Source organism: Pantoea sp. ANP04 (genome assembly GCF_041982285.1).
GTDB lineage: Bacteria > Pseudomonadota > Gammaproteobacteria > Enterobacterales > Enterobacteriaceae > Pantoea > Pantoea eucalypti.
The window spans coordinates 120,548-133,042 of record NZ_JAUTYS010000002.1; the positions used below are offsets into that span (position 1 = coordinate 120,548).

The following is a 12,495-nucleotide window of genomic DNA, read 5'->3' on the forward strand; positions in this document are numbered from 1 at the left end:
CCAGGTTAAGTCATTACTCCAGTCAGCCTGGGGAATTTGAGATTTAAGAGAGCGATAAATCTTAAACTTAACCTGAGGTTCATTGTGTAAAATAGCGAAAACCTGTAGCTGAATGCGCTACTTACATCTGTAAATACACTGCTCACTGGAACGATTAGCATGCCCGATGTGAGTCCTTCTTTAAGTCAAATCCGCCTCCCATCGCCAGAATCTGTTAACGTCTCGCTTATTATTAGTGCCAGTCTAAATAAGAGTTAAAATGACACACGTTATCGTCACCTTTTGACTCTATATTTTTCATTCAAAAACAGTAACTTCTACTCTGATTGTAGTTCGCCTATGCTGGCTGCTTACTACGTTTTACGTCAGAGGGATTTGCTATGTTTAATGTGTCCGCAACCTACAGTGCAGAGGCTGTTGAATGCCTTTATGAAGTCATCGACATTCTTAACCTCAAGGGGGCACGCTGCCACGTGATCTTTGATAGTCAGGCATCCCGTGCCGCGGTCATTGAAGCCGATACAATAGAAGAACTCGGCGAAATGCGTCACCCTGTACTGGCCGTTCTGGAACTGGAGCGCGTGACCAGCATCAACACCATTTTGCGGATTAAATCGTTCTGGACTGATCCGGAGGGCGTCAGGCCTGACGTTGAGCCTGGCAGCCTGGCTAAAGCACTCTATAAAGCGCTGACCATCAAGAAACAGATTACGCTGGTCGGTTTGTAAGAGACGGTTGAAAATCATTCACTGGCAATTTGCGCGCGTGTTCAATTCCCCCTTTCACCGTTCACGGTCCAGAATACGCGCGCATGTTCATCATTGTTCAGGTACCCCGGTTGATCATTTTCACCTGGAAGAGATGTTCGTAAATAACCCTGAACGTGAGACTACTTTGAATTCTCAGCAACAAAGTTCAGATAATTTTCAGGTGTAATCAGCTTGTAAGGCACCCAGTTAAGCGTCTCAACCTTTTGTTTGTTCAGCAGGGCTTTGGTCACCTGAACTGCGCCGGTAGCCTGTCCTTTTGCATCCTGAAAAATAGTGAGCACCATCCTGCCGTTTTTAATGAACTGCTGACCATCTGGTGTTCCGTCAATTCCCGCCACAAGGATTTTATCGTTCTTCGCCTGGTTTAAAGCCATAATCGCGCCAATCGCCATCTCATCGTTGTTTGCAGCAATGGCGTCAATGGGACGCTGATTTAGCAGCCAGCCAGAAACCACATCAACCGCTTCATTGCGTTGCCATTTCGCTGTCTGCTTCTCAATAACTTTCATGTCTTTATATTTACTGATAACCGCTTCCACAGCACGGGTACGCTCACGGGCCTCTTCATTCGACAGCGCGCCCATCAGTATCGCTACATTACCTTTGTAGTTCATTTTCTTTGCCAGCGCCTCCATCTGCATTTCGCCACCCAGCGCCGAATCAGAGCCAACATATGCCATATCTGCTGGCAGTTTCACTTCCGGTTTACGATTTACGAAAACCAGCGGAATACCGGCATTTTTGGCGGCCGTGATCATCGGTAAAACACCCTGAGTATCAACCGGATTGAGAATAATGGCGTCAACGCCCTGGTTGATAAAGTCATCAACCTGCTGCACCTGCAGCGCGACATCGCCTTTGGCATCAACAAACTGGCTCTTGAGTTCACTGGCGTTAAGCTCTTTCTGCATCTGAGTGCGAAGGATGGAGACAAAGTTAAGGTCGAAGTTAGCCAGCGCGACGCCAACGGTAAACGTTTTGGCACTGATTCCTGCACTAAACAGCAGGGAGCAAAGACAAAGCAGAAGATTTCTGGTGTTCATAGTCAATTCCTGTAGGTTGAGGTTGTTATTGTTTTCATTAACGTTATTGTGCGTCGGGTAACAGGCAAATACCCGACACATGCTGCTTACAACGTAAAGTGATCGCGGAACTGCTGGACAGCCGCCGTGCTATCACCGCTGGCCCAGCCCTCCATGGCGACGGTGCCGCTGTAACCTATCTCCTGCAGCGTCCGGGCAATAGCCCGGTAATTGATCTCGCCGGTGCCCGGCTGCTGGCGGCCTGGTACATCGGCAACCTGGATTTCCCCTATCGCAGAACCGCAGCGCCGTACCAGTTCAATCAGATTGCCCTCGCCAATTTGTGCATGGTAGAGATCCAGATTCATCTTCAGCGCCGGGCTGTTGACCGCTTCGACCAGCGCCAGCGTTTCAGAGGCCAGGGCGAAGGGTGTGCCCGGATGATCGATCGGCAGATTAAGGTTTTCGAGGGTGAAAACGCGTCCGGCTCGTTCACCAAGTTGTGCAACCTGGCGCAGCGTATCGGCGGCCTTGAGCCACATAGCGCCCGTTACCGTTGTCACGGGTTTTACCGGCAGTCCGCGGTCGTCAAGTCCGGTGCCATGCAGATTCAGTACAGGACAACTGAGACGTTCGGCCACAGCCAGTGAGGCTTCAGCACTCTGCAGTAACTGCGCTATCTCTGTTTCATCGGTAAGATTACCGCTCAGATAACCGGTCATAGAGGTAAAGCGCGCACCGGTCGCCATCAGCGCATCAATATCCTTGTTGGCCCATCCCCAGATTTCGACGCCGAAACCCAGCTCATGAATGCGTTTTACGCGCTCTGTAAATGGCAGCTCCAGAAATACCATTTCAGCGCAGACGGAAAGTTGATAATCAGCCATCAGCGCGCCCCCAGCTTAACCGGCAGGTTGCTCTGTACAGATTCGATACAGGCCAGCGCAATTTCCAGCGCGTTGCGCGCATCTTCGCCCGTGGCGCGAGGCGTTTCACCACTTCGGATACAGCGGGCAAACTCGGTCATTTCTGCCACATAGGCCTCTCGCAGCAGATCTGAATCCAGTCGCGACGTATCGACGGCTATTCCGCTGGCGGTGTAACGCACGCAGTGGTTGGCATTGATGTGGCCCGCCTGCAGCATGCCTTTACTGCCAAAAACCTCACCGCGCACGTCATAGCCATAGACCGCCTGAAAGTTTGCCTCAGCTATAGCAATAGCGCCGTTGTCGAAGCGAATAGTCACAACCGAGGTATCCAGCAGCCCTTTATCCTTAAAATCTGGCCGCACCAGCGCATCGGCCAGCGCATAGACTTCTACCGGCTTTGCGCCATGATTGAAGTGCAGTAGCGTGTCAAAATCGTGAATCAGCGTTTCAAGGAAGATGGTCCATTGCGGAATCGGCGCTGGATCGTTCAGGCCTGGGTCACGGGTCACAGAGCGACTAAGCTGTGTCGTGCCATTCTCACCGTTTTTTACCGCTGCAATTGCTGCCGCAAAACCGGAATCAAAGCGGCGATTAAAGCCCACCTGTAACACGACGCCTGCCTCTTTTGCCGCCGCGATGGCGCGATCGGCCTCATCCAGCGTGACAGCCATAGGCTTTTCGCAAAACACATGTTTGCCGGCTCTGGCCGCGGCAATCACCCACTCCGCATGCGTCCGTGCTGGCGCGGCAATCGCAACGGCGTCGATTTCATCATCCTGAAGCAGCGCATGCAGCTCGCTATACGATTTGCTCACCCCAAGCCGGCTGGCGAGCTTCTCTGCTGCGCCAGGGAACGGATCCGCCACTGCCGCAAGGGTGGCACCAGGCACACGCCAGGCCAGATTTTCCGCATGGAAGCTGCCCATGCGGCCTGCGCCGATTAAACCCACGCGCACTGTTTGATGGTTCATAAAAACTCCTTATTATTTTGCTTTTGCCCAGGCGGGCGATGAAGGGTGTTGTTCAGATCGCTTCACCTCAGCAGCGAAACGACGGGATTTGGAGAGCATCAGCGGTTCAATGTGCTCCAGCGACACGCCCCGGGTTTCCGGTAAAAAACGACGGACAAACCAGAACGCGATGAGCGATCCCACCGCGCATAACATCAGTGGGAAGGCACCATGAAAGTGTTCCATCAGCACCTGGCTGCGGTTCATCATCGGGAAGCTTTGGGTAACGATAAAATTAGCGACGTACATCGAGGCGAACGCAAAGCCCATCGCCACGGCGCGAATCCGATTAGGAAAGATTTCTGAGATCAGCAGCCAGGCACCCAGGCTCCATGAGAGGCCAAATATCAGCACGAAGGCCAGCAGTCCAATCACCGGCAGCAGGCCACCTGCATCGGCGATAAATGCCAGGGCGGTGAAGATCATAGAGAGCGCGCATCCCAGTGCCCCCCAGCGCAGCAGCACTGTCCTGCCCAGACGATCAATGGTACTCAGACAAACGGCCACGCCAGTCAGCAGCGCAAGACCAATGAAAATGCTGTGAAACAGGGAAGACTGGGTACTGCCGGTGATGTTTTGTAAGAGTGACGGCGCGTAATAGAGCAGGATGTTGATACCGGAGATCTGCTGCAAAATAGCAATGGCACAACCCACCAGCAGGATATAGCGTGCCCGCGCATCCCGCAGGATGCCGCGCTGACGGGTCTGGATGTGGTCATCCCGATTTGACGTCAGGATTTCCTGTAACAGTCGCTCGGCGTGTTGGGCATTTGAAAGACGCGTCAGCACCTCAAGGGCCCGCTCTTTTTTGCCGTTCAGCGCCAGCCAGCGCGGTGACTCTGGCATAAACGGCACCAGCAGCAGAAATAGCACGCAAGGCACCACGCCCGAAGCAAGCATCCAGCGCCAGCCTTCACTGACAATCCACTGATGCGGCATGCCGCGTGCAATCAGGTAATTCACGATATAGACGGTAACCTGTCCGCCCACCATCAGCATCTGCTGCAGGCCGAGCATCCGTCCGCGCCAGTCTTTGGGTGAAACTTCAGCGATGTAAAGCGGCGTAATCGCAGAGGCCATCCCGACCGCCAGCCCGCCAGTCAGTCGCCAGATAACGAAATCGGTCAGCGATCCCGCCAGCGTAGCGCCCACTGCGGAGAGCAAAAAGAGTAGAGCGGTAACGATTAGGGTCGTTTTGCGACCGATACGATCAGAAATGAAGCCAACACTCCATGCGCCGCCGATGCAGCCGAGAATGACGTTGGACACCGCCCAGCCACTTTCCCATGGCGTTAAATTCAGATGTTCTGTCAGCGGGTCGATAACGCCAGAGATTACAGAAGCGTCATAACCGAGAATCACGCCACTTAGTGAAGCAATGGCACAGATAAACAGAATCAGCCGTAAATTGTGTTTGCGCATAACAACTTATTTCCCTTCGCATGATTGATTCAGGTGATTGCATCAACCTTTGCAAAGGGGGTGCCAACCAAAATCCGGGAAATTTTGTGAGCGCTGACACAACGTCACACCTCAAACTGGCAACAAAGTTTACATGTCAACTTAACATGTCCATAAAATGGACATTTAATCCCACTGGAGTGGCGTGTGAATCAGCAATTGTTATTACGAGATGAGAGCGAGGCGATCTTCAGCCTGCCCGACAGGGAGGCCGCCGACAGTTGGGACGCGCTGTTATGGCGAAGCTGGGAGAGCTTTACCCAGGGCGAACCGCCGCCAGCGCTTCGTGAAACTATTCTGCACTCCTGGCAACGCTCGCAGCAGTACGCTATCGATCCAGATCGATTTATCTATACCGCGCCCCCAGCCAGCGAACTGACTGCGATTCTTGAAAACAATGCAGAACTCATTCTTGTTGCACGCAGCATTATGGAAAATTTGCTCGCCTATAATCCGGACGGGCACATTAACCTCACCGATGCGCAGGGTGTAACGCTCCATTTTTGCGGTGCCGACCTGACACCGATCGGCAGTATTCTGCGTGAAGAGGTATTGGGTACTAACTGTACCGCGCGCTGCCTGATTGAACAGCGACTGGTCTATGTGTTGAGCGGTGAAAACTGGAAGTTTGATTTGCGAAAACGCCGCCGGCAGTGCGCTGCGGCCCCCGTACGTAATGAAAACGGACAATTGATAGGTGTGCTCACACTGACCGCCACGCCTGATAATTTCAACGTCCACACACTTGGCACGGTCCAGGCGGCGGCAGAAGCAGTCGGACAGCAACTGATGCTACGACGCCTGCTGGCTGAACAGCAGTCCATTCTTGAGACGCTGAATGAAGGTGTGATTGTCTGTGATAAACAGGGACGCATTAAAACCCTTAACCGCTATGCGCGCCAGATTTTCAGCGGGCTGAATCCAGGCAATATCCCGATTGATGAACTGCTACAGCCACAAGGCGGATCGCTGCTGACCATGCCTTTTTGTAATGACATCGAGTTGCAGTTCAGGCCAGCCGGCCTGGCCCCCCTCTCCTGCCTGATATCATTGATGCCCGCGCCGGATGGCGGACGCGTGCTGTCGCTGCGTGAAAATCAGCGTATCCGTGCCATTACACGACGTGTCATGGGCGTGAATGCCAGTTACACCTTTGACATGATTCGCGGCCGCTCGTCGCGTCTGCAGCAGGCAATTCATAAGGCCCGGGTCAGCAGCCGAACCGACAGCACAGTGCTGCTCAGCGGTGAAAGTGGCACCGGCAAAGAGTTGTTTGCGCAGGCCATTCATAATGCCAGCCCACGTCAGCAGGAAGCGTTTATCGCTCTTAACTGCGGCGCACTGCCACGCGATCTGGTGCAAAGCGAGCTGTTTGGCTATGCGGATGGCGCCTTCACCGGTTCACGGCGTGGCGGTTCGGCGGGCAAGTTTGAACTGGCTGACGGCGGAACCCTTTTCCTGGATGAGATTGGTGAGATGCCGCTCGAAGCGCAAACCAGCTTGCTACGCGTGCTGCAGGAGAGTGAAGTGCTGCGTATCGGCGCGGCTCAGCCCGTGAAAGTGAATGTCCGCATTATCGTGGCAACGCACTGCAACCTGCTGGATGCCGTGGAGAAAAATGCCTTTCGGCGCGATCTCTATTACCGTCTGAATGTAATTTCATTAGAAATTCCTCCGCTGCGTGACCGTCGTGAAGACATACCGGAGTTGGTGAATATTTTCATTCAGGCGCTCTGCACACGTCTGAAGCGTATTCCGCCTGTGGTCGCGCCGGACGCAATGACCTGTCTGCAAGCCTGGGATTGGCCGGGAAACGTACGTGAACTGGAAAATGTGATTGAGCGTGTCGTCAACCTGAGTGAAGGGTTAGAAATAACCCGCGCCGATTTGCCCGAATCCCTGCAGCAAGTCTCAGCCAGTGATGCGCCCGGAGAGATTCAACCCTCACTGCAAAATCTGGAGCGGATGCATATTTTACAAGTTGTCAGTGAACAACAGGGGAATCTGCGTCAGTCGGCGCAACTGCTGGGGATCTCACGAACGGCGTTATATAACAAGCTCAATGCATGGAAAATCGACTACCGTGCTTTCAGGAAAAATGATGCCTGAACGCTGCGACGATTTGGCTGAACAGCACAGTGGCACCAACAATCCATATCGCGATAACGATTCCTGCCGTTACGCGACTGACCGGATGTGTACTGGCTTGCGCTGCAGTTTCACGATGTTCGCGCATCACCTCGGGGGGAATAAGACGTACCACCAGCATGATCCCCAGCGGTACAATGATCAGGTCGTCGAGATAGCCGATAACGGGAATGAAGTCGGGGATCAGATCGATGGGTGAAACCGCATAGGCCGCGACAATCATCGCCAGCACTTTAGCCACTAACGGTGTACGGGGATCGCGGGCGGCGAGCCATACCGCATGCACATCCCGTTTGATGTTTCGTGCCCACGTTTTGATGTCAGTCATAAGCTTACTTTTCACGAAACGTCTTTTCCTTATTGAGGACAACGGTTATTCCGCTTTCGTACAACGCTCCTCACAAAGACTCACGCTCCGTGTTGAGTCCGGGCGCCATTTCAGTCAATCAACACTACGACAATCGGCATCCCAGGTCTTCATGGCAGTTGATACCGCCGCATCAAGTTCTTTACCGGTTGCGCCATCGCGGGCTTCGGTCGACAGGCCGATTTCAAAACTGTGAAAAAACCTGGCCAGTGCCTGCACATCTGTACCGGAAACCAGAAGCCCCGCCTCTTTCGCTCTGGTGACACATCGCAAAAATCCCGCTCTGGTTCGATCGCGTTGCGCTGCCAGAAGCTCACGAATGTGCGCGTTTGCAGGTGAGCAGGTATTAACGGACAGCGCGATCAGGCAACCGCTGGGATGTCCCTGATCTGTCTGCATCTTTGCGGAGCGACGCAAGGCGAGTTCGATAGCCTGTCGGGGTTCAAGCGAGTCGTCCCATAGACAATCGTTCACCTGACCATAAGTCGTCATATAGCATTCGACAACCTCTTCGAACAGCGCCTCTTTAGAACCAAATGCGGCGTAAAAACTGGGGGCAGTGATACCGTTACCGAGATTCGACTTGAGCATGGCAAGCGAAGTGGACTCGTAACCGTGTTGCCAGAAAAGTGTCATCGCCTGACGAATTGCTTCGTCACGGTCAAATGTTCGTGGACGTCCCATCTGAGCCATATCCGTTCCTTTTTGACTTGCCAGACATAAATACTAATCGATACATATATTCTTGACAAGTTGCGCGGGGGCTTATAGTTTCGAATATATATACCGATCGATATTTATATCAGCCAGCCTGTTATCACGCGGGTTTTCGCAATATTTAAGCGTTACAAACTTAAAAAAGGACTCAACGTGCACGTCAATACCGCATTCAGTGAAACCACAACACAACGAGGCCTGCCTCTGGCTTCCCTGCTGGCATTTGCCATGACTGGCTTTATCGCCATTCTGACCGAGACCCTTCCGGCGGGTCTGCTTCCGGAGATCGGAAAAGGTCTGGGTGTTTCTCAGGTAATGGCAGGCCAGCTGGTCAGTATCTATGCGCTGGGATCGCTGCTGGCGGCGATTCCTTTAACGGTTCTGACCAGTGGATGGCGACGTAAAAAAGTGCTGCTGCTTGCCGTCGGGACTTTCCTGATTTTCAACACCGTTACCACCCTTTCATCCAGCTACTGGCTGACGATGGGGGCTCGCTTCATGTCCGGTGTGGCTGCCGGACTTGCATGGGGAATCCTGGCGGGCTATGCGCGCCGCCTCGTTCCTGCTGAATTACAGGGCCGCGCGCTGGCTATTGCGATGGTTGGAATACCGGTTGCCCTGTCGCTAGGAACCCCGGCAGGCGCATGGCTGGGCAGTATGATGGGATGGAGAGTCCCCTTTGGGATCATGGCAGCACTGGCCATTATTCTCTTTATCTGGACATGGGTGGCGGTTCCTGACCTGCCGGGCCAGCAGGCTGACCGTCGACTGCCGATATGGCAGGTTTTCCGTATGCCCGGCGTCAGGCCCGTTCTGGCGGTTATCTTTCTGTGGATGACGGCTCACAACATTCTTTATACGTTCATCGGACCATTCCTGCAGTTGTCGGGACTGACCGGAAACGTCGGACTTATCCTGCTGATTTTTGGCATCGCGGCATTGGTCGGCATCTGGATCACCGGAATGTTGGTAGATCGTCATTTGCGACATCTGGTTCTGCTCAGCCTTGCAGCACTGGCGGCGGTTTCTGTGGTGCTGGTCGCAGGCATGCGGGAACAGATTGTGGTCTATGTGGCTGTCATCGTATGGGGTTGGTCGTTTGGTGGTGCATCAACCCAGATGCAAACGGCCGCCGCTGATTCGGCTGGCAATCATGTCGACGTTGTTCAGGCGATGGTGACAACCGCATGGAATCTGGCTATCGCCAGCGGCGGCGTTACTGGAGGACTGCTTCTCAATAATGCCGGTGCGGTCTCTTTTCCCTGGGCGCTACTCACCTTTATGGCGGTTGCGTTGATCATCGCCTGGCGGGCGAAAAAGCATGCTTTCAGGCCGGGTGCCAGAGGAGGCCCAGTGAAATAGTGATGTTGAAAGGCGTCCGCAATGGACGCCCGATAAATATCCAATCTGCTTTGCTTTGAGCTTGTGACCGGTAAATCTGTCTGAACGCGTTTTGCCAAACCCATTATGTGTTAATTGTTGGCCTCGTCAGAAACTGACTGCCCGAGCTGGGTGGTGTAATTAGCGGGCACCCAGCGATAAGCATTACCCTCGTGCTGAACATGACCCAGACCCGGGAAAGCGATATGCGCCGCAGCCACCCAGTAGCCCTGATCGGCAGCCTGTTTCAGTACCCTTTCACGTGTATTAATAGCCTGTTTCTGATCGACATCAAAATGGATGGCCACTTCGGGGTCTGGCATTTGCACCGCTTTGGCATGGATGATGTCTCCCCATAACACCAGCGTCTGCCCCTGGCTTTCCACGCGATAAAGTACGCTGCCCGGCGTATGGCCAGCGGTCGACTCAGCACGGATTCCTCCCGGTAATGTAGCGGGTGCCATAAATGTTTTAAGCAGGCCAGCATTCATGACCGGGCGAAGCGTTCGTTCAGAATCCGCAAAGGTGTGAGCCTGACTGGCTTCCACTTTGCTGGCGTTGGCCGGATTAAGCCAGAAATCGACATCCCGTTTATCCACATACACTTCAGCTTCAGGAAAAGCCGGCTTGCCTGCACGCGAGACACCGCCTGAATGATCGGCATGAACATGAGTCAGAAGCACAGCATCGATCGATTCAGCCGGATAGCCAGCAGCGGCCAGGTTGGTCAGCAGATGTCCGCCATCGTGGCCAAAAAGCTCACCGGCGCCAGTATCGACTAAGATGCGCTTTTTGCCATCATCGATAACAAACGCGTTAATCGACGTTTCAGCCTGCGGCGTCATCGCCTCTCTGGCCATTCCCTTGCTGAGTGTATCCGGTGAAATGTTTGTCAGTAGTCTATTAAGGGGAATGGTCACCGTGCCGTCGGAAACGGCGGTAATGCGCAATTTACCTAACATCATCCGGTAATAACCCGGAGCCTGTTGATCCCGTGCAGACGGCTGTTCGGCTGCATAGGCCGGACTGAATGCCATAAGTGACGCCACCAGCATCAGTAAAATTTTCATCAATTATTCTCCAGAATGTTTCATCACAACGTGGTGGGCAGTATCCTCAGACAATCCATATCACTCAAATTGATTAAACTGATGCTCACTATCAGAGAAAATGATTTTCATCGTATCGACCTGAATTTACTGACGGTGCTGTTAGTTCTGAAGCGGGAAGGCAGCGTCTCTCGTGCAGCAGAAAAGCTGCATCTGGGCCAGCCTGCGGTCAGTAATGCACTGGCCCGGTTGCGGGTGATGTTCAGCGATCCGCTCTTTGTGCGTACAGCAACAGGAATGGAGCCTACCCCGCGAGCCGAGGCGCTGATCGCTGAGCTGGGGCCTCTGATGGCGCAGATGCAGAATGTCCTTTTTCAGCCAGCATCCTTCACGCCTTCTGAGGCGACGCATGTTTTTCGGCTGGGGATGAGCGACTGGGTTGAGCGCTCAATCATGCCGGCACTGTATGCGCGCATCACGCGCACCGCGCCGGGCGTGACGCTTCAGGTCACGGCCAGCGATCCCTTCAGGGATGTGGAACTGGTCGCACGTGGCGAGATCGATCTTGCCATATCGGTGGGCGATAACACGCCCGCCACGCTGCAGCGCGAGAAGATCGTTTCACAAAGCTTTTGTACGTTGTGGCATCCGGAGCAGCTTTCGTTATCTGCGCCGCTGACGCTGGAGGATTACGTGGCGCATGATCATCTGCTGGTTTCCTATCGTGGATCAACCTGGAGCGCCATTGATGACCAGCTTGCGACCCTGGGAAAGGCACGTTCGATTCGCTACGTGACGCCGCATTTTTCCTCTCTGCCGCCGCTACTGGTGCGCATGCCCGCGTTAGCTACCGTCCCCGCCGGGCTAGCGGATGACTGGATAACCCATTACGGTTTATGCTCCAGCCCTGTACCGGTGGCGACTCCCGAAATCGCTCTTTCGCTGCTCTGGCATAAACGCTGTGATAACGATATGCCGCTGAGCTGGCTCAGGGAGGAACTGCGTAGTGTGATGACAGAGCGAATCTGAGTAGCTGCTCTTATGGGATGCTAAAACCTGCTTTGCAGTTCAACCGCCCTGAACAACGTCAAAAACCAGACTTTGCAGAAAATGGATGCTGAGAAGAGGATAAAAATTTGTCTGACTACCAGCTTGCTGGAACTGTTCGGTCTGTAGAGAATTTTTGCCGCTTACGTATTATCTCAGGACTGACGCCACGTCCCGCCGAAGCTGCCCGCCAGGGACGTCCTGACAGCTGTTATGGTGTTCATATCCTTTATAGGGAAACCGTCATCGGAATGGGACGTATCGTAGGCGACGCCGCGCTGAATATGGATATTGTCGATGTCGCTGTAGATCTACGCATCAGGGAAAAGGTCTGGGCCGCATGATAATGGAAACGCTGACAAAGTGGCTCGATCAAAATGCCTGTGATGTGCTTATGTCACATTGATGGCAGATGTTCCGGCGCTGTACGAAAAATTTGGTTTTACGCGCGTCAGCCCTGTAAGTGAAGGTATGGCAAGGATCTGGAAAAATACCAAAAAGTCATGAAATAGTGATGCTCCCGTTTAATGCAGACCGTAACATCACATCATTAAGCACTGATCCAAATAAAACATTGATGAGCAGGTAGATAAAA

The 12,495-nt window shown here is 53.4% G+C and carries 11 protein-coding genes and 1 pseudogene; 5 read left to right on the forward strand and 7 right to left on the reverse strand.

The features are described from left to right. The first annotated feature begins 380 nt into the window (after window positions 1-380). Entirely contained in the window at window positions 381-728 is a 348-nt protein-coding gene (locus tag Q7C21_RS02915; RefSeq protein WP_003855026.1) for a hypothetical protein, read from the forward strand. A 161-nt stretch (window positions 729-889) separates the two neighbouring features. Here the strand turns inward: Q7C21_RS02915 and Q7C21_RS02920 are convergent, their stop codons facing one another. From Q7C21_RS02920 to Q7C21_RS02935, 4 genes are all read right to left on the reverse strand, one after another. Continuing rightward, a complete protein-coding gene (locus tag Q7C21_RS02920) occupies window positions 890-1,813 on the reverse strand; it encodes a substrate-binding domain-containing protein (RefSeq protein ID WP_375150358.1) in 924 nt (307 codons plus the stop codon). An 86-nt stretch (window positions 1,814-1,899) separates the two neighbouring features. Then, window positions 1,900-2,679, reverse strand: a complete 780-nt coding sequence (locus Q7C21_RS02925; protein ID WP_375150359.1) for a TIM barrel protein — start codon at window positions 2,677-2,679, stop codon at window positions 1,900-1,902. Next, window positions 2,679-3,692: a Gfo/Idh/MocA family oxidoreductase gene (locus Q7C21_RS02930; protein WP_375150360.1), complete on the reverse strand. Its 1,014-nt coding sequence runs from the start codon at window positions 3,690-3,692 to the stop codon at window positions 2,679-2,681. The genes Q7C21_RS02925 and Q7C21_RS02930 overlap by 1 nt, the downstream gene beginning before the upstream one ends. 12 nt (window positions 3,693-3,704) lie before the next feature. Further along, window positions 3,705-5,153: a sugar porter family MFS transporter gene (locus tag Q7C21_RS02935; RefSeq protein WP_375150361.1), complete on the reverse strand. Its 1,449-nt coding sequence runs from the start codon at window positions 5,151-5,153 to the stop codon at window positions 3,705-3,707. Window positions 5,154-5,339: 186 nt separating this feature from the next. Between Q7C21_RS02935 and Q7C21_RS02940 the strand changes: the two genes are divergently transcribed. Continuing rightward, window positions 5,340-7,301, forward strand: coding sequence for a sigma-54-dependent Fis family transcriptional regulator (locus Q7C21_RS02940; RefSeq protein ID WP_140033898.1), 1,962 nt, complete (start codon window positions 5,340-5,342; stop codon window positions 7,299-7,301). Here the strand turns inward: Q7C21_RS02940 and Q7C21_RS02945 are convergent. Both Q7C21_RS02945 and Q7C21_RS02950 read right to left on the reverse strand, forming a co-directional pair. After that, window positions 7,282-7,668 carry a YkvA family protein gene (locus Q7C21_RS02945; RefSeq protein ID WP_140915522.1) on the reverse strand — a complete coding sequence of 129 codons (387 nt, stop codon included), beginning with the start codon at window positions 7,666-7,668 and terminating at the stop codon, window positions 7,282-7,284. The two genes, Q7C21_RS02940 and Q7C21_RS02945, sit on opposite strands and share 20 nt — an antisense overlap. A gap of 114 nt (window positions 7,669-7,782) precedes the next feature. Beyond that, window positions 7,783-8,400, reverse strand: coding sequence for a TetR/AcrR family transcriptional regulator (locus Q7C21_RS02950; RefSeq protein ID WP_003855012.1), 618 nt, complete (start codon window positions 8,398-8,400; stop codon window positions 7,783-7,785). 177 nt (window positions 8,401-8,577) lie between these two features. Here Q7C21_RS02950 and Q7C21_RS02955 point away from each other — a divergent pair, with 177 nt between their 5' ends. Next, window positions 8,578-9,786, forward strand: coding sequence for an MFS transporter (locus tag Q7C21_RS02955; RefSeq protein WP_187513104.1), 1,209 nt, complete (start codon window positions 8,578-8,580; stop codon window positions 9,784-9,786). A 110-nt stretch (window positions 9,787-9,896) separates the two neighbouring features. Here the strand turns inward: Q7C21_RS02955 and Q7C21_RS02960 are convergent, their stop codons facing one another. Continuing rightward, complete coding sequence (locus Q7C21_RS02960; protein WP_375150362.1) at window positions 9,897-10,874, reverse strand: MBL fold metallo-hydrolase; 978 nt, start codon at window positions 10,872-10,874, stop codon at window positions 9,897-9,899. A gap of 81 nt (window positions 10,875-10,955) precedes the next feature. On the opposite strand from Q7C21_RS02960, the gene Q7C21_RS02965 reads away from it, so the two are divergent. Both Q7C21_RS02965 and Q7C21_RS02970 read left to right on the forward strand, forming a co-directional pair. Next, window positions 10,956-11,882, forward strand: a complete 927-nt coding sequence (locus tag Q7C21_RS02965; RefSeq protein WP_187513106.1) for a LysR family transcriptional regulator — start codon at window positions 10,956-10,958, stop codon at window positions 11,880-11,882. Window positions 11,883-11,989: 107 nt separating this feature from the next. Then, a pseudogene (locus Q7C21_RS02970) lies at window positions 11,990-12,407 on the forward strand (GNAT family N-acetyltransferase). The last annotated feature ends 88 nt before the right edge of the window (window positions 12,408-12,495 follow it).

Bases quoted from the DNA above. Each gene is read 5' to 3' on its own strand.
- Q7C21_RS02915 (WP_003855026.1), top strand. From the start codon at position 381: ATGTTTAATGTGTCCGCAACCTACAGTGCAGAGGCTGTTGAATGCCTT.
- Q7C21_RS02920 (WP_375150358.1), bottom strand. From the start codon at position 1,813: ATGAACACCAGAAATCTTCTGCTTTGTCTTTGCTCCCTGCTGTTTAGT.
- Q7C21_RS02925 (WP_375150359.1), bottom strand. From the start codon at position 2,679: ATGGCTGATTATCAACTTTCCGTCTGCGCTGAAATGGTATTTCTGGAG.
- Q7C21_RS02930 (WP_375150360.1), bottom strand. From the start codon at position 3,692: ATGAACCATCAAACAGTGCGCGTGGGTTTAATCGGCGCAGGCCGCATG.
- Q7C21_RS02935 (WP_375150361.1), bottom strand. From the start codon at position 5,153: ATGCGCAAACACAATTTACGGCTGATTCTGTTTATCTGTGCCATTGCT.
- Q7C21_RS02945 (WP_140915522.1), bottom strand. From the start codon at position 7,668: ATGACTGACATCAAAACGTGGGCACGAAACATCAAACGGGATGTGCAT.
- Q7C21_RS02950 (WP_003855012.1), bottom strand. From the start codon at position 8,400: ATGGCTCAGATGGGACGTCCACGAACATTTGACCGTGACGAAGCAATT.
- Q7C21_RS02960 (WP_375150362.1), bottom strand. From the start codon at position 10,874: ATGAAAATTTTACTGATGCTGGTGGCGTCACTTATGGCATTCAGTCCG.
- Q7C21_RS02965 (WP_187513106.1), top strand. From the start codon at position 10,956: ATGCTCACTATCAGAGAAAATGATTTTCATCGTATCGACCTGAATTTA.